The 17,218-nt window shown below is 35.8% G+C and carries 15 protein-coding genes and 1 pseudogene; 10 read left to right on the top strand and 6 right to left on the bottom strand.

The window, feature by feature from the left end; translation table 11 throughout:
• Positions 1 to 9 precede the first annotated feature (9 nt).
• Positions 10 to 1,182: an SIR2 family protein gene (locus tag IGL13_RS12660; RefSeq protein WP_096540893.1), complete on the top strand. Its 1,173-nt coding sequence runs from the start codon at positions 10 to 12 to the stop codon at positions 1,180 to 1,182.
• Positions 1,175 to 2,905: an ATP-binding protein gene (locus tag IGL13_RS12655; RefSeq protein ID WP_116491819.1), complete on the top strand. Its 1,731-nt coding sequence runs from the start codon at positions 1,175 to 1,177 to the stop codon at positions 2,903 to 2,905. The genes IGL13_RS12660 and IGL13_RS12655 overlap by 8 nt, the downstream gene beginning before the upstream one ends.
• 459 nt (positions 2,906 to 3,364) lie before the next feature.
• Here the strand turns inward: IGL13_RS12655 and IGL13_RS12650 are convergent.
• Positions 3,365 to 4,101: pseudogene (locus IGL13_RS12650) on the bottom strand (transposase); the annotation flags it as partial.
• Positions 4,102 to 4,416: 315 nt separating this feature from the next.
• Between IGL13_RS12650 and IGL13_RS12645 the strand changes: the two are divergent.
• From IGL13_RS12645 to IGL13_RS12625, 5 genes are all read left to right on the top strand, one after another.
• Complete coding sequence (locus tag IGL13_RS12645; protein WP_002378856.1) at positions 4,417 to 4,647, top strand: helix-turn-helix domain-containing protein; 231 nt, start codon at positions 4,417 to 4,419, stop codon at positions 4,645 to 4,647.
• Positions 4,648 to 4,963: 316 nt separating this feature from the next.
• Positions 4,964 to 6,091: a GmrSD restriction endonuclease domain-containing protein gene (locus tag IGL13_RS12640; protein WP_002401675.1), complete on the top strand. Its 1,128-nt coding sequence runs from the start codon at positions 4,964 to 4,966 to the stop codon at positions 6,089 to 6,091.
• Positions 6,088 to 6,894 (top strand): HEPN domain-containing protein, encoded by an 807-nt coding sequence (locus IGL13_RS12635; protein ID WP_002378853.1) that lies wholly within the window; start codon positions 6,088 to 6,090, stop codon positions 6,892 to 6,894. The genes IGL13_RS12640 and IGL13_RS12635 overlap by 4 nt, the downstream gene beginning before the upstream one ends.
• A 5-nt stretch (positions 6,895 to 6,899) precedes the next feature.
• Positions 6,900 to 7,640, top strand: a complete 741-nt coding sequence (yhdJ, locus tag IGL13_RS12630; protein ID WP_002378852.1) for an adenine-specific DNA-methyltransferase — start codon at positions 6,900 to 6,902, stop codon at positions 7,638 to 7,640.
• 399 nt (positions 7,641 to 8,039) lie between these two features.
• A complete protein-coding gene (locus tag IGL13_RS12625; protein WP_002378851.1) occupies positions 8,040 to 8,600 on the top strand; it encodes a hypothetical protein in 561 nt (186 codons plus the stop codon).
• Positions 8,601 to 8,746: 146 nt separating this feature from the next.
• On the opposite strand, the gene IGL13_RS12620 is transcribed toward IGL13_RS12625, so the two are convergent.
• The 5 genes from IGL13_RS12620 to IGL13_RS12600 form a co-directional block, all read right to left on the bottom strand.
• Complete coding sequence (locus IGL13_RS12620; protein WP_002354793.1) at positions 8,747 to 11,266, bottom strand: sigma 54-interacting transcriptional regulator; 2,520 nt, start codon at positions 11,264 to 11,266, stop codon at positions 8,747 to 8,749.
• A gap of 147 nt (positions 11,267 to 11,413) precedes the next feature.
• Positions 11,414 to 12,241: a PTS system mannose/fructose/sorbose family transporter subunit IID gene (locus IGL13_RS12615; RefSeq protein WP_002360964.1), complete on the bottom strand. Its 828-nt coding sequence runs from the start codon at positions 12,239 to 12,241 to the stop codon at positions 11,414 to 11,416.
• Entirely contained in the window at positions 12,238 to 13,053 is an 816-nt protein-coding gene (locus IGL13_RS12610; RefSeq protein ID WP_002365419.1) for a PTS mannose/fructose/sorbose/N-acetylgalactosamine transporter subunit IIC, read from the bottom strand. The genes IGL13_RS12615 and IGL13_RS12610 overlap by 4 nt, the downstream gene beginning before the upstream one ends.
• A 16-nt stretch (positions 13,054 to 13,069) precedes the next feature.
• Positions 13,070 to 13,561: a PTS system mannose/fructose/N-acetylgalactosamine-transporter subunit IIB gene (locus IGL13_RS12605; protein WP_002354800.1), complete on the bottom strand. Its 492-nt coding sequence runs from the start codon at positions 13,559 to 13,561 to the stop codon at positions 13,070 to 13,072.
• Between the two features lie 12 nt (positions 13,562 to 13,573).
• A complete protein-coding gene (locus tag IGL13_RS12600) occupies positions 13,574 to 13,993 on the bottom strand; it encodes a PTS sugar transporter subunit IIA (protein ID WP_002354802.1) in 420 nt (139 codons plus the stop codon).
• A gap of 257 nt (positions 13,994 to 14,250) precedes the next feature.
• On the opposite strand from IGL13_RS12600, the gene IGL13_RS12595 reads away from it, so the two are divergent.
• The 3 genes from IGL13_RS12595 to IGL13_RS12585 all read left to right on the top strand — a co-directional run bounded on the left by IGL13_RS12595 (position 14,251) and on the right by IGL13_RS12585 (position 17,111).
• A complete protein-coding gene (locus IGL13_RS12595) occupies positions 14,251 to 15,186 on the top strand; it encodes an ABC transporter ATP-binding protein (protein ID WP_002354809.1) in 936 nt (311 codons plus the stop codon).
• Positions 15,179 to 15,949, top strand: a complete 771-nt coding sequence (locus IGL13_RS12590) for an ABC transporter permease (RefSeq protein WP_002378842.1) — start codon at positions 15,179 to 15,181, stop codon at positions 15,947 to 15,949. Before IGL13_RS12595 ends, IGL13_RS12590 begins: the two co-directional genes overlap by 8 nt.
• A 187-nt stretch (positions 15,950 to 16,136) precedes the next feature.
• Complete coding sequence (locus IGL13_RS12585) at positions 16,137 to 17,111, top strand: tRNA dihydrouridine synthase (protein WP_002413934.1); 975 nt, start codon at positions 16,137 to 16,139, stop codon at positions 17,109 to 17,111.
• Positions 17,112 to 17,218 lie beyond the last annotated feature (107 nt).

Below are 17,218 nucleotides of genomic sequence, written 5' to 3'. Positions count from 1 at the left end.
GGTGTATCGTTGAGCGAGAAGATATATATTGAACACAATAATGATATTGAGTTCACTGAAGAATATGTTAAAGTAAACGGTAAAAAAATTTCTATTGAAGAAAAAAAAGATAATGAAACTTGGGAACAAGTCGCTATCAGGTTGAGAGATGCGGCCTTGCAGAAACACTTAAAACGTCAATATGAAAATACAATCATTTTGACAGGTGCAGGAAGTTCTTTTGGGGTTGGAATTGGTGATAAAAAAGGAAAATTAATGTCGGGATTATGGGAAGAAGCGGTGAACAAATTCGGTTATTCACATTTAAAAAAATTTTGCGAAAAAATAAATTTCAAGGAAATTCAACCTGAAAATGAAACTACTAACTTAGAGTTTCTTCTTACACATGCTCAATTATATCAATATGTTACTGGAGATTCAGACATAGAGGAATTTATAAAGCAACTTAGAAATATGGTAAAAGAAAATTGCACACTTAAGTTACCAAAAGATAGCGCACATCGTAAATTCTTAAGAAAGCTAGCAGCAAAGAAAACTAAGTATGCAAGACCAAAAGTGTTTACGTTGAACTATGATACATTATTTGAACAAGCAGCTGAAAAAAATGGATTTATGATTATTGATGGCTTTTCTTTTAATTTTCCTCGAAAATTCAAAGGAACAAATTTTGACTTAGATGTTGTAACTAGAATAACTAATAAAAATGTTTTAGAGGATAACTTTGTTCCGAATGTAGTTCATGTTTACAAACCCCATGGCTCAGTAAATTGGATAGCTAAAAACAACGAAGTAATCATTAGCGATGAATCCGAAGACCCACTTATGATTTATCCAAGCTCTAACAAGTATGAAAGCTCTTATCAACAGCCCTTTTTCGAAATGATGAGCAGATTTCAGCAAGAAACTAGAGCCAAGAATACACTACTTATAATTGTTGGATATAGCTGTGGAGATGCACATATTAATGCCATGATTTATGAAGCATTAAGTGTTAACTCGAGTATTACAATAGTATTTGTAGCTCCGAATATAGATGCTGAAGATCAATATGAAGATTTAAAAAAAGAAGTATCTCAAACAGGAAATGTAATACTGACTAAGCAAACATTTGAGGAGTTTGTTGAGAGTTATCCGTATTCTGAAATTTACTCATCGGCTAAATGGGGGAGTTCTGATGAATGAAAAAAATCCATTTGATAATAACTATTTTATTGGATATATTAGCCATGTAAGTCCTCAGTTTGTCAAAGTTCATTTCCCTTCTTCTACGTTGCTTAATAAAACGATTTTTTCTGGAGAAGAATTTAATGGTGGGTTAGTAGGGAATTTTGTCACTATTGAAGCAGAGAATGCTGGATTTATTGGTAAAATTTCAGAAATTGACTTACCTGAAAAAGAGAGGCTGACGTTGTCGGAAAAATCATTTCAAAATTCGGATTTTCATCCAACTGCTAAAGTAGAAATTTTACTTTCTTTTGATTATTTCAGTGGAAATGCACAACACACTTTGAATGCTTTTCCTAACATAGGAGCTAAAGTTTTTGTTTGTCCGAGCAGTTTTATTCAGAAATATGTAATGAAATTTGGACAAAAAAAAGATTTGGATGTTCCATATATTAGATTGGGCCATCTAACATCGAATTCAGAAACCAAGGTTTATGTTAGCCAGCAGGCGTTATTTAACCGTCATTGTGCGGTAGTAGGAACAACTGGAGGGGGGAAAAGTTGGACTATAGCAAAATTAATAGAAAGTATGACTAGTAATAAGTCTAAAGTCATTTTGTTAGACCCTACTGGGGAGTATACGGCTATAAAAAAAGGTGTACAATCTGTTGCCATAGGAGAAAGTGCTTTTTTTCCGTATAGAAATCTAACAAAAGAGGATTTGTTTTTTCTAATTAAACCATCTGAAGGTATACAAAAACCAAAGCTCCTTGAAGCAATACGTTCATTGAAAATAGTAAAAATATATCAAGATGAGATTGATAAGCCAAATACTAGAAGTCAGATAAAAAGTTTTATTGATAACGAATCTGGCCTTTTGAAGAAATCTAATGGGATGATAAAAAATTTTGAAAGGTATCAATTACAAAATTTTGAAAAAATCGAGTCAGAAGATATCAATATCAATATAAAAAAACTAAGCAAACAAGTTATCTGTGAGTGTATCTATCCGACAGATAACAATAACAATAATCTTTTTGGTCCGGTTAGTGAACGTGATGTTAATTTTTGCTACGGATTGTCTTCTAGAATAACCAATCTGGTGACTACGAAGATATATGATCGATCGTTTGATTTTAATGATACTCAAAAAAAAGAAACTAACTTGATTGAGATTATCGAAGGATTTCTTTCTGATAAACAACAGAAAAATTTTGTGCTTAGAATAGGGTTCGAAAGTTTAGGCTATGAATTTCAAGCACGAGAAATCTTAGCAAATGCAATTGGAAAATATCTTTTAAAATTAGCAAGAAATCAAAAATTTAAAGAGAATCCTATTGTACTTGTTTTAGATGAAGCCCATCAATTTTTGAATAAAGCAATCGTTGATGATTATTTTCAATCAACAAGCTTGACGGCTTTTGACCAAATTGCAAAGGAAAGTAGGAAATACGGACTATTTCTCTGTATATCTACACAAATGCCAAGGGATATTCCAGTAGGCACTTTATCTCAGATGGGTACTTTTTTAGTTCATCGCTTAATTAATTACAATGATAAGGAAGCAATAAGACAATCTTGCTCCTCTGCTAATTCAGATATTCTAGCGTATCTTCCTGTTTTGGGAGAAGGCGAGGCTATTCTAACTGGAGTAGATTTCTCTATGCCATTAAGTATAAAAGTTATACCACCCATACAACCCCCTGATTCTAGTACTCCATTATTTAAAAAGGGAAATTAAACTATAACCTTTTCTATCTACTTTAAGATTAATGTTAAGAAAAAAATTTCTATTCAATTGTAATTTCAGCTCGCAGTATTTTATTAAAAATTGACACCATTGCTTTCAAATATTTTGAAAGTCAATAAAAATTTTCGTGTTTCCATCTCTCCAAATCGTTGCTACTAAAGCATTATGAAGCTTGTTGAAAAAGTGGTTGGGCTAACCAGGTCTTAAAAAAGCTCGTAAAGCTTCACAATTCTCAAAACGTTAATTACTTGGAGTCGTTGCGAACGTGTTCGCTTACGAAAACAATCTGGGACGAAGATTTCCTTGGAAATCAAGTGCCACTCAATTATCATTTTGAAAGACACTTTCCAATTTGGAAAGTGTCTTTTTTTTGCTCTTTGTCAAATAATGTTGGTAAAGAGCAATTGTAGAATCATGTCGAGTCCAGAGGAGAAAATACTCTGGATTTTTTTATTTGGTCTGTATGGCTTGTTCTTGTTGCACGAGAATCCGTAATTTGAAATTATAAAAGTTACGAAACCCATAGGCATTCCGCTTTAACACTTTGATATGATTATTTAGATACTCCAATGGTCCATTCGAACAAGAATAATTCAAGGCATGATGAATCTGCTTTTGATACTTTTTAAAGGTTTGTAAAGTGGTTTGATGAGTAGCTGACAAGTGAGAAATATTTTGCGTAAGCAAGGTATCAAAATACGTTTGGGTTTGTTTATGAATGGCATATAAAAATTCTTGGTACAACGTGTAACCTTGTGTTAACTCAACGCTATAGGAAAGTACTCTGTCCACAAGCTCTACTTCTGTTAAATAAGTTTTAAAATAATGGTCCAAGTGATTCGATAATTTCGAACGGTTCGACCGATGTGTTGAACGATATGGAAGCAATCAATGACGAGCTTAGCGTTAGGGAAGTAGGAAGTTTTTTCACTAGAGAAACGTAAGATGCATACATGTCAATGACAATAAATTGGACGTTTTCCCGCACGGACAGTGAAAAACAATTAAAATAACATTTTAAATAAGGTGGTTGTCGGTTTTTAACAATATCAAATAATTTTCTTGTCTGCCCATTGAAAATAATAAAACTCATGGCACCCAGAAATCTGACGAACGGATTTAAATTCATTAAGATGAAGAACCGTTGGTAAGGTAGTTTTAAACGAATTTATCGGTTGATAAATCCGTTAAAGATTTTTGATTGTGCATAATATTGTTTAGCGATTTGTTGTTTATTGAATGGGCGCTTTTGGTCGCTAAAAAATCTTTCTACCAACTTTAAAGGCTCATTCTAAGAATTTAATTGTTCAATCATATTGTATAACGAATAGATATCGTGATGATTCATATTTTTAATCGGCAAAATATTTCTTCATTTTGGGCCTTCACGTTTATCTCTCCTTTTAATTAAAATCAATGTCTGTATAAACAACAGAATGAAAATGTTTTACTATATCATGTTCATATAGACAACAAAAAATTATTTTGATGGAGAGAAAAGTATGGATAAAGAAAATCGGGAGTTTAAGGTTGAATTATTAATCAACGACTTATTAGCAGAACGAAGTATGTCTTTAAGAGAACTTGCTCGCTTATCAGGAATAGAACCATCCAATTTAAGTAATCTTGCGAATGGCAAAAGAGAAAGAATTTATTTAGAACACATTGAGAGAATAGCTGATGCCTTAGAAATTACGGATATCTCTAAAATTATGAAATTAATTAGAAAATAATTTACTAAGTATTTTATTGTTTCATGTTTATATAGACAACGTTTTGAAGGATAATAGGCAATGAGTAAAGATAATTACGAATCGAAAGTAGATATACTGATTAATAATTAATTGGTAGAATGAAATATGCCTTTAAGAAAACTTGCTAGTTTATCGAGAATAGAGTCATTTAACCAGAGTAATCTTGCGGTTGGTAAGAGAAAGAAAATTTATTTGGAACATATTGGACGGATAGTGTATGCATCGGAAATAGAGAATATATCAGAAATTATAGCTATAAAAAGTATTTCTAGTAATTATAGAGAGGGGAATTTTAATGAGTACTGATGAAATGATGAAAATTATGGATGAAATAAGAGAGAATAGAAAGAAATTTAGGGTTGATCATTTTGATATTGTGGTATCTGAATATGTAAGTAGATACAAAGAGAGAAAAATAGTATTAGACCCACCATATCAAAGAATTTTTAGATGGGACATAGAGAAGCAATCTGCGTTGATTGAGTCTATTTTAATTGGTATTCCTTTACCACCAATTTTTGCTTTTTCAAATGATAATTATGAGTGGGAAATCATTGATGGAGTTCAACGAACGACTACTTTACTCCATTTTTTAGTTCCAGAATTATTTCCAGAAAAATTTAATGTTAAAAATGGAAAAGGTCCTGTGATTGAAGGATGTACAATATTAAAGGAACTAAATGGAAAGAGGATTGATGATTTACCAGAAAATGCAGTTAATGCATTAAAGAATGCTAGGTTGAGAATCGAACTTGTGGAAGATAACAGTGACTCTTACAGTCAGTATTTGTTATTTAGTAGATTAAATAATAATGGAGAACCACTATCTGCACAAGAATTGAGAAATTTTTTAATTTATAAATTAAATAACAAGTTTTATGATAAGCTTGCTCAGTTACGTGAAAATTTAAAATTTAAGGAAGCATTTAGTTTAAAGAAAAAGAGAATCGATAAACAAGAGGATGTAGAATATATCTTGAGGTTCTTACTTTGTAGAGATATAATGTTTGGAAATAAAAAAGTGAAGAGCAGTTATTCAACAATTGATGAGCTAATCACAAAGGAAATTGAAAAATATCTTCGTAAAAAAAATCAAATGGAGTTAGAAGTAGAATATGAGATATTCGATGAGACTTTTGACTTTATAGTTCAATTGTTAGGTACAAATGCTTTTAGATATTTTCATCCTCGAACTAATTCGGTAATTAATACTTCTATTATTGGTTCTGCTTTAAGTACCAATTTATCTGCTTTCAGAAATATGGACAAACAATATTTACTTAGTAGGATAGGAGAATTTTTTAATAGTGCCAACTATTTAAAAATAACTTCGCAATCGTATTCTCCTACCAGAAGATTCTTTGAGTTAAGTTTATACGCTAAGGAGTATTTCGATGACATTGTTAGTGAGGCTAAAAAGTGAATAAATTAAAAAAAGAATTTCAATATTATAAACTTGAGAAAAGAATTGAAATTTCAACGATGAGCTCTCTTATTGAAAACTTGACAGATGAATTTAGTCCAAAAGAAAAAAATTTACTAATTAGTAGCTATATTGTGCTGGCTTATGCTTATTGGGAAAGCTGTTTTCATAAATTTCAGAGTATAATGTTTGAAGGATTTAAAGTGGTACCTGTTGAAGTCTTACCTTTTGATCTAAGAAATCAAATATTCTTAACACTAGCGAGAACTAGTTGTGGAAAACATAAAAAAAAATTGATTAGCGAAATTAAAAATATAGATGTTTTTGATGCAATCTATAAAACTGTTCATGAGAATGAAAAAGGAAATGTAGTTCAGATTTTAGAAAAATTTAATGACAGATTAGAAGAAAAAGAAATGAAAAAACATTTTTTACTCGATACAGTGAATCCTAACTTGGATAGGTTCTCAGAAATGCTAAAAAATTATGGGATGAAGCTTGAAAAAATTATTGAAGTTGGGATTGAATCTGGTAAAATTAAATCTTACTTTAGTAAAGGATTAAATTTTATAATTTGGCAGAGAAACTCTATAGCTCATAAAAACGAAAAAATAATGTATAATGAAGTGGAATATTCTAATTATGATGATTGCATAAACAAATTATCTATAGACATTGAGTTTACTCCTATTATAAAAGGTCATCCCGAATTGTTTGTTAATGAGATGACATTTCAAATTGACAGCTTTTTTGATTTGATGATAAATGAAATGGAGAAAAAAATAAAAGAACTATTGGAGTAGTGTAAATGTTTAGAATAATAAATAAAGATGTTTTTAAAGGTTTAAATGAAGTAAAAGAAGAATCAGTAGATCTTATTTTTATTGATCCGCCATATAATTTAAAAAAAAGTTATGCTGATGGAATATCTGATTCTTGGATATCAGATAAAGAGTACATGGATTGGGTAGAAAAATGGTTAGAAATAACCATTTCTAAATTGAAGCCAAATGGTTCTCTATATATTATGAATACAACACAAAATATGCCTTTTATTGATATCTATTTGAGAGACAAGTTATATATTCAATCCAGAATTGTTTGGCACTATGATAGTTCTGGGGTACAAGCTAAAAGATACTATGGATCGCTCTATGAACCTATACTGTTTTGCACAAAAAAAAGAAGCGGCTACACTTTTAATGGTTCAGCAATTGAAGTGAAAACAAGAACTGGTTCTGAAAGAAAATTAATAGATTATAGAAAGAATCCACCGCAACAGTATAATGAAACTAAGGTACCAGGAAATGTTTGGTATTTTCCTAGAGTAAGATTTAAAATGAAAGAATATGTGAAGCACCCTTCTCAAAAACCTATATCTCTTTTGAAAAGAATTGTGTTAGCTAGTTCTAATGAAGGAGATACAATTCTTGATGTTTTTGCTGGATCGTTTGCTTTAGGTGAAGTGTGCAAGAATTATAGTAGGGATTATATTGGGATTGAAATGAGTAAAACATATTGTGAAATTGGTAAAAATAGATTGAATTAGTAATTCCATATATTTAAAATTTTCTGATGTGTAAGATGTTTATTTTGGTTACGAATATTGGTAAAGAGTATCTAAAAATTAGTAAAATATAATGGAGCTCTTTTTTTAAAAAATTGACTTAAAAAGCTACTATTATAAGGTTTTATAACTCTATTAAATTATAAAGTATACAACCAGGTCTTAAAAAATCCAGTAAACCTCCACAGTCCTCAAAACGTTAATTATTTGGAGTCGCTACGAACATGTTCGCTTACGAATCAATTACAATGTTTCAAGACACTTTCTCGCAATGAGAAAGTGTCTTTTTTATCAATCTCTCTAACCCAACCCTCTCCAAAAAATGGTATCATTAAGTAATGAAACATAACCATAAAAAATAACAAATATCGGAGGCAAAAAATGAGTAGTGTGGTTTGTCAAAGTTGTGGGGCGAATGCGTTTAGATGGTACGATACCGCTGATCAAGTGGTGGAATGTAAGTATTGTCATTCCAAGCAAGCTTTTATAAAAGGTATGGGCGTCGAGTCAGCCATAAAAGTTGTTGGGGGAAAAGAAGAAGCGGAGACGGATTCTGAATACCAAGAACGGATTCTTCATCAATTTGGTTTGAAAGATCAAGTGATTGAAGTGAAGAATTATTCATTAATCGATATTCCGTTAACATTTATTGTTTGGTTGTATTTGGATATTTTATTAGGAGCGTTGTTTATCTGTGGTGGCTTTCTATCTAAAAACTATCGAGCTTGGTACGCCAATTTACTTCGTTGGCACTTTTATGGTTGGCGTTATACAAAGTCAGCGACTGAAAAAGAGAAGGCAAGTCAACGGATTAGAGGCAGTCTGTTGATTAAATGGCTACTTCAAGAGGACCCCAACAAAACGAAAAAATTAATAATGGTTGGCGTATCCATCCTGTTCACTGTCCTGTTCGTTTACACTACAGGAAATGGCGCTGCCTAAACGAAATATTTATTGAAACACTTTCTGTTGATAGAAAGTGTTTTAACACAAAATAAAAAAAGTGGGCCATAAGTCGAAATGACTTATGGCCCACTAGCTATATTTTAAGATAATCATCTGAACAAAAGAGACTCTCCCTATAACCCTCACCGAGAAGACAAAATTTCATAAATCACATAGAGTTCCCAGTTGGAAATCTCTATTCGATAAAACTGTTCTAGGGTATAGAAAATGTTTTTAGCATTTTGGAAAAATGGTTTTTGGTTAATGGTTAGTTCCTCTAGGTTAGCAGGGATTTCATAGTCTTCAACGCCGAGCATTGTCCGCTCTACCATGAGCGCGTTGTGCATCATTAAGTTAAATTTCATTTTGCCGCTGAGTGTGAGGTCGAAGCGTTTTTCAATGTTTTTTGTAACGTTTTCGACTTGTTTAATAATGACGTCAGGATTTAGAAATTCTAGTTTTTCTGACAAGCCTTCTTTCGAGAAGAAGTGAACAAATTCGTTAATCATGCTATCGATGTTATTGGGATGCATCAAGTTTTGGAAAGGTTCCATCAACTGGGTTCCTGCATCTTCGTCTAACATGTCTAAGAGGTTCACGCTAGCAACATTCGTATGATTGTCTAAGTAGGACGTCGTCAAAATGAGCGAGGTTTCTTTTAAATAATTTTCTTCGGCGTTGGCAATGTCTAACGTGTTCACCAAATCTTTGTATTTTAGGGTAATGACTTTAATATCAGTATACAAGTATTTTTGACAGATTTGTTTGATTTGCTTGGCAATATCCAGACCTGAAATACTAGAGACAATGATATTTTTTTCCACTGAAAAGCCTTCAAAGTACTGTACATCGGTTTTAAATTTTTTTTCAGCGGTTTTAGCAATACCATAGAAAAGTTGTTCGTTCATTAATTGATGACCAATTTCCAACGCATAGGCAGTGGTCAGGTTGTTGATCACCAAAAGTTCTCCAAGAATTTGCGGTTTCAAACTTTTATAAAGTTGTGTCAGGGAACCCATATCGACGAGCATAATGACGCCTTGTGATGTGTCCCGCTGAGAAAGCCACTCTTTAACTTCGGCGACGATATCTCTGACCGAAGAGGTTAAGGGCATGTTAATCGCATCAAAAATATAGGTACCACATAATTTGTTGGCAACGGCTTGAATACTTGTGGCAGTCGATTCACCATGCGCCACGAGGAGCGCTTGGTAAGGAATCGTTTCAGAAATTTCTCCGCTAAGTAATACAGATAAGAGTACCTCTGTCAAGAAACGGTATTCTTCTGGCAGCGGACTGACTAAGTTTTTCACGAGGGAAACCGTTCGCGGATAGTGTTCTTTTAACTGTGCTTGGACTGGAAGGAGCATTGTTTCGTTAAATGTTGGCGGTAAAATTTTCAGCAATTTGGCAACATCTTTCATCGGTTTTTCAGTTTGTTCAGGTTGGTTAATAATTAGTTTGTTTTTGGTTTGGACTTCCGTGACTAGGTTTTGTAAAAAATAATCATTTTCCAAGGTTATTTCATCGTCTAAACAATATTTAATGAATTGTGTCAGTTCAGTTTTTAAGTGGGCCAGTGTTTTTTCTTTTGTAAATAAGGCTTCAAATGTTGCGAAAATATCGGAAGAAAGTGTGTCTTCTTCTAACACTTCTTTGTCTAAAGGAATCGTAATCATTGGTTGAGTCGCATCGCCAATGACGACGGGTTGATTGGGCAAAGTTTTTCGTAATTGCGACGCGCAAAGGAGCTGCACTTTGTTGGATAAACTTCCCACGTTGCCAGGTTCGTCATTTTCTAATAATGCCGTAAAGATTTCTTCGTCCACGTTGATGTCTTTGGTCATTCGTTTCGCTTCTCGGTGGAATAAGTTTTTTAAAATCGCAATCCGTTCTCGAATGGGGCGCTCTTTGAAGTTCGGAAGTGAGACGATTACGGAAATTCGGCGATAAAAGGTTGGTAATAAGACTTTTTTCGGGTTTTCGGTGGTCGCAAATAGTAGCCGGACCTTGGAATGCACCATTTTTCCTTCTTCACCAATAGGGCGGAAGGTCCCTGTATCCATAAACTGAAAGAGTTTTTCTTGGTTTTCGTTGGATAATCGATGTACTTCATCTAAAAAGAGTACGGAATTATTAGCTTGGGCCAAGAGTCCTTGTTTTTCTGATTCAGCCCCAGTGAATGCGCCTTTGGTATGGCCAAAGAGAATGGATGATAGCAATTCGGGATTATTGGCATAATCGGCACAGTTAAAGGTGTAGAATTTTTCCAGGCCAATAATTTGTTCATTTTTCAGATACTCATAAATCAGCTTTGCCAAAAAGCTTTTGCCGACGCCACTGGCTCCATGGATTAATAAAGGCATACCCAATGGGGGATACAACATAGCGGCTTTGCATTGTTCGATGGCTTTTTTGGCGCTGCCTTGGCTACCGATGTATTGTCGAAACACATCGGTCGTGGGGGTTGTTGCACGGGTTAATTGCCAATAAACGGGTTTTTTTCCCGTTTGTTGGACTTCACCTTTTTCCAATAATTTATTTAAGTATAAGCTGGTTACCGAGCGGCTTAATTGAATTTTTGTGGCAATTTCTTGTGTGCTCATCGGGGTGTTGCTGGTTTCTAAAATATCAACTAAGTGTTGGTAGGTCTCCAAGCGCATGATTCATCGTCCTTCCAAAAGAGAGGTCGGGACAGGGGTTGCTTCTGTTCCCGCCGTTTATCAGCTTTTAAGCCTGAGATAAAAATCACTTTGGATTTTTGTCTCAGGCTCTAAGTGTTTAATAATTAAATGTTTATTGTTTCAATTTTAACAGATGCCTAGTAATCCTAGCAAGATGCCTAAGAACATGATACCAAACATCACCACGTTAACATTGACTTTTTTGCGTAATAGCCAGAAAGCAAGTAACGTCACGGCTAATGGTACGATACCGACGAATAGTTGATCCAAATAGTCTTGGATTTTAACTACGTCTTCGCTTCCTTTAACGGAAACTTCAAGAATCGTTTTGAATTTTACATTTGAAGCAGTCATACTGCCCATCATCATTAAGCCTAGCATACTTGATACTTTTGTGAGTATCTTCATTCCGCCTGATTCGTACATTTTTTGGATAAAACTTTCACCGATTGAATAGCCGCTATACAACGCATAATAGTGAATTAAGAACGCAGGAACGTTGTATAAAAGTAAGAAGACAATCGCCCCTAATGGCGAACCAGTGCTGGCTAATGAAATCCCAATACCAGCAGCAATAACACGTAAGATGCCCCAGAAGAAGGAATCACCGATGCCTGAAAGTGGCCCCATTAGTGAGGCTTTAACTGCTGTAATAGAGCTAGCATCAAAGTTTTCGTCTTCACTGTTTTGTTTTTCCATCGAAGCAACGAGCCCCATGATGAAGTTATTGATATGCATGGTTGCATTGAACCAAGTGGTGTGACGCACCAATGCCTCGGCCCGTTCTTCCTTGGTTTTATAAAAACGATTGATAACTGGGAGTAAAGTGTACATGACACCCACTGCGTGGTATTGTGTAGCTCCTGTCCGGCTAGCGTTCATCGTCCAAGAACGCCAGAAAACAGAGCGCATCATTTTTTTCTCTTCTTTAGATAAATTCTCTTTTAACTTCATGCGAAAAAGTCCTCCTCTTCGATTTCTTTCGCGCTGCCTTCAACCGCAGAAGACGCCGCAGGTTTTCTTTTTAGAATGTCGCGAAATTCTACATCCCGTTGGGCACTCACGACACAAATTACTGTCCCGATGACCGCCACCGCAACGGCTGGTAATTGTAGGTATGCGGTTAAAACAAAGCCTAAAATGTAAAAGACGGCTAATTTATTATCCCATAACAGTTTCATTAACATAGCAAACCCAACGGCAGGTAAAAGTCCGCCAGCTGCGCTTAAGCCGTTCATCAAATTTTGTGGAATGCTTTCAACAAACAGATTTACTGGCCCGCTTCCTGCTAAAATTCCGATAAATGAAATCGAAGCGATGATTAAATAATAAATAATCCACGTTCCGTAATGCAGTGTCACAACCATTTTTTGGTTGCCTTCACGTGCTGCTTTGTCAAGAGAAGGAGCAAAGATATTCATAAAGACATTTTTTAAAAACATCACCACGAAAGCGGCTAACATCCCAATTGGTACGGCTAACGTCATGGCGGCTTTTTGTTCGACATTTGAAATAATTGCAAACGTTGTGGCTAAAGTAGTCGCAGTTACAGGTTCCGCTGCGATAACACCACCGATATTAACATTTCCTAAGAAAATTGCTTCTAAAGAGGCCCCCATTAAGACCCCTGTTTTCATGTCGCCCATTAAAATTCCTGTGACTAATCCAACGACTAAGGGACGTTCCATCATACTTTGACCAGTTAAATAATTCCCAGCAAAACAGATAAATACAGCTAAGGCTGCCATTGTTGCATGCATAAGCATTGTTCATTTCCTCCTTTTAATTGACGGCTTGTTTTAGACTTAATTTTGAGTTGGTTGGCAGTACTTGGTTATAGCTTTCCACGTGAGTCAAACTGGCTAATTCTTTGGCAGCTTCTAACTCTTCAGGGTTTAATTGGACACTTGGGAAAACCATTGTTTTGGTGGCTGGATCTGATTTATCAAAGCGGCCAGCGTTGGCAACATTCACACTTTCAATATCTGTCACGTTTTTCGCAATTTTAGTAGCATCCGCTACACTGTTCACAATTACAAAAATTCGTTTGTCTTTGCCACGAGGATCATTGAAGACATCAATCGCATCATCGACTGAGCGAATTAATAGTTTCATGCCATTAGGGACAGCCATTTTTAATGTCATTTGCATTACTTCGTTTTTGGCTGCTTCATCATTCGCTACAACTAATAAGGGGGCATTCAATTCTTTGGTCCAAACTACGGCTACTTGGCCGTGAATTAATCTGTCGTCTACTCGTACTTGTGTAATCATTTTAATTTCCTCCTAAAAAAAGTTTTCTTCTTCATTTGATGGGTTTAATTCAACGAATTGAATTTGTGCTTCAGCAATTGCTGCTTGAATATCTTCTTTGGTTAGCTTTTCGCCTTCTTTTAAGAAAATCAGCGACAAGGCAATGGCTAAGTTGGCATTGGAAATGATAAAAACATTGTCTGGTTTTGTCGTCATGACTTCTTGAACAATTTTTTGATTGACACTACCACCATATAAATCTGTTAAAATAATAGCTTGTTCTTCTGCGCCAAGGGACTGAAGAAACGTTTGAATAATTGGCGTGTAGTCCTCAGGAGTCACATAGGCATTGATGACCGCCAGCTCTTTTCCTTTGTCTGCGAGAATATCCAAGGAACTTTGGAAGCCTTTCGCTAAGTTTCCGTGACTAGCAATTAAAAATTTTCTTTTCATTCTTTTCACCTCACTTTTATATAAAGCAAGTTCTGTGCCAAAAAAAGAGAACTCTAAATCCTTGATTTGAAAGGGTTTTAACGCTCTTGAAACTGTTTAAACAGTTTCGAGTCAAAATAAACACGTTATTCGTTGGCTAGTTTGTTGCTGAAAAACAGCTAAGCAAAACTGTGAAATTTAATCAAAATAACCCCCGTTTTTATCGAGAAGTGTTACAATAATATTCATGAATATTTATACATTAAGGAGAGTTACGAATGACTGATGCTCTTGTGATACAAGATTTACGCAAAGTGTACGCTTCAGGTGTTGAAGCGTTGCGGGGGATTGATTTAACAGTCGAAGAAGGCGATTTTTATGCTCTTTTGGGACCGAATGGCGCAGGAAAATCAACGACGATTGGGATTGTGACCTCGTTAGTTAATAAGACTTCGGGGAAAGTCAAAATTTTTGGGTATGATTTAGATACGGAGATGGTGCGGGCGAAGCAACAGATTGGGTTAGTGCCGCAGGAGTTTAACTTTAATCCGTTTGAAACGGTCCAGCAGATTGTGGTCAATCAAGCGGGCTATTATGGGGTGTCTCGTAAAGAAGCCATGAAACGGAGTGAAAAGTATTTAAAACAATCCAATTTATGGGAAAAACGGAACGAACGGGCTCGAATGCTTTCTGGCGGAATGAAACGTCGCTTGATGATTGCTCGCGCGCTGATGCATGAGCCGAAGTTATTGATTTTAGATGAACCAACTGCAGGTGTCGATATTGAATTGCGCCGTGAAATGTGGGCCTTTTTACAAGAGTTAAATGCGCAGGGAACCACGATTATTTTGACGACCCATTACTTAGAAGAAGCTGAGATGTTGTGTCGCAACATTGGGATTATTCAGTCTGGTGAATTGATTGAAAACACCAGCATGAAGCACTTGTTAGCAAAATTACAATTTGAAACGTTTATTTTTGATTTAGCACCTTATACGCAGGCACCAGTTATTGAAGGCTATCAAAGCGTATTTGAGGACGAGTTAACGTTAGCGGTGGAAGTAGAACGAAACCAAGGAGTCAATCACTTGTTTGAACAGCTAAGTCAACAAGGAATCAAAGTATTGTCAATGCGGAATAAGTCCAACCGTTTGGAAGAGCTCTTCTTGAAGATTACCGAGGATACGTACCAAAGGGAGGATCAACATGTTTAGTCTGTATTTTACTGCTTTAAAAAGTTTAGCTGTGAAGGAAACCAACCGTTATTTACGAATTTGGGTCCAAACACTGGTACCGCCAGTAATTACGACGTCCTTATATTTTGTGATTTTTGGGAAAATGATTGGCGGGCGAATTGGCGACATGGGCGGTTTTTCTTATATGGAATTTATCGTGCCAGGTTTAATTATGATGTCAGCCATTACAAGCTCGTACGCCAATGTTTCATCTTCTTTTTTCTCACAAAAATTCCAGAAAAATATCGAAGAAATTCTCGTGGCGCCAGTTCCAACTCATGTGATTATTTGGGGATTTGTGATTGGTGGCGTTGGTCGTAGTATTTTGGTCGGTGCGTTAGTCACCATCATTTCTCTATTTTTTGTGCCATTGCACGTTGTTTCTTGGCTGATGGTCATCATGACTTTATTGATGACAGCGATTCTCTTTTCTTTAGCTGGTTTGTTAAATGGTATTTTTGCGCAATCCTATGATGATGTATCGATTGTGCCGACCTTTGTGTTACAGCCTTTAACCTATTTGGGTGGGGTTTTCTATGCCATTTCCATGTTGCCGCCATTTTGGCAAGCTGTCTCAAAAGTTAATCCGATTGTTTACATGATTTCTGGGTTCCGCTACGGTTTCCTAGGGGTTCAAGATGTGTCAATTGGTATTTCTATGACCATTTTAATCTTATTTATTGTCGTTTTATATGGCATTTGTTGGTACCTTGTAGAAACAGGGCGTGGCTTACGTAGTTAAGCCGTAAAAAGATTAAACTGTCTGAATCACTCATTCTAGCGAGCAGATTCAGACAGTTTTCTTGTTTCTAAGTATGCCTTTTTTGATTCTTCGTGCATTTCCCTGTATAATAGCAATGTTTCGCACCAGAATATGTCGACAATTGTCGTTGAAAATAAAGAAAAAATCAGAAACGGAGTATATGAAGATGAGCAAGAATTTTTGGGCAACATTGCCAAAGCCCTTTTTTGTTTTAGCACCAATGGAAGATGTCACTGATGTGGTCTTTCGTCATGTTGTGAAAGAAGCTGGGGCGCCAGATGTGTTTTTTACAGAGTTTACTAATTCAGATAGTTATTGTCATCCTGAAGGGAAAGACAGTGTGCGCGGGCGCCTCGTTTTTACAGAAGATGAACAGCCGATGGTGGCACATATATGGGGGGATAAACCGGAATTTTTCCGTGAAATGAGTATCGGCGTAGCGGAGATGGGCTTTCAAGGATTAGATATAAATATGGGCTGTCCTGTGCCCAACGTGGCTGAGCGTGGAAAAGGCAGCGGGCTGATTTTGCGCCCAGAAGTCGCGGCTGAATTGATTGACGCCGCCAAAGCAGGTGGCTTACCTGTTAGTGTCAAAACACGCATTGGGTTTACTGAAATGGCGGAAATGGAGGCGTGGATCACGCATTTATTAGAGCAAGACATTGCGAATCTATCCATTCATTTGCGAACACGAAAAGAGATGAGTAAAGTGGATGCCCATTGGGAGGTCATTCCGCAAATTATGGCTATTCGGGACCGTGTCGCACCGCAAACGACAATTACGATTAATGGGGATATTCCCGATCGTCAAAAGGGCCTAGAATTAGCAGAACAATATGGTGTAGATGGCATCATGATTGGCCGGGGGATTTTTAAAAATCCTTATGCCTTTGAAAAAGAACCCAAAACACATACGCCACAAGAATTGCTGGGCTTGCTACGTTTACAATTGGATTTGCAAGACAAATATGCGGAATTGGTGCCTCGCTCCATTGTTGGGTTGCATCGCTTCTTCAAAATTTATGTCAAAGGCTTTCCAGGTGCCAGTGATTTAAGAGCACAATTAATGAATACAAAATCAACGGATGAAGTGCGCCAGTTGTTAGCGACGTTTGAAGCAGAACATGGTGTGCTTGACTAAATAAAAAAAGAGAGGAGCGTGGGACAAAAATCACTTTGGATTTTTGCTCCACGCTCAAAAACTGATAAACGGCGGGAACAGAAGCAACTCCTTCGGAAATAAGCCGA

Source organism: Enterococcus sp. DIV1937 (assembly GCF_050535975.1).
GTDB lineage: Bacteria > Bacillota > Bacilli > Lactobacillales > Enterococcaceae > Enterococcus > Enterococcus faecalis.
Note: the sequence above shows the minus strand (reverse complement) of the source record. Positions and strands in the feature narration are given on the sequence as shown.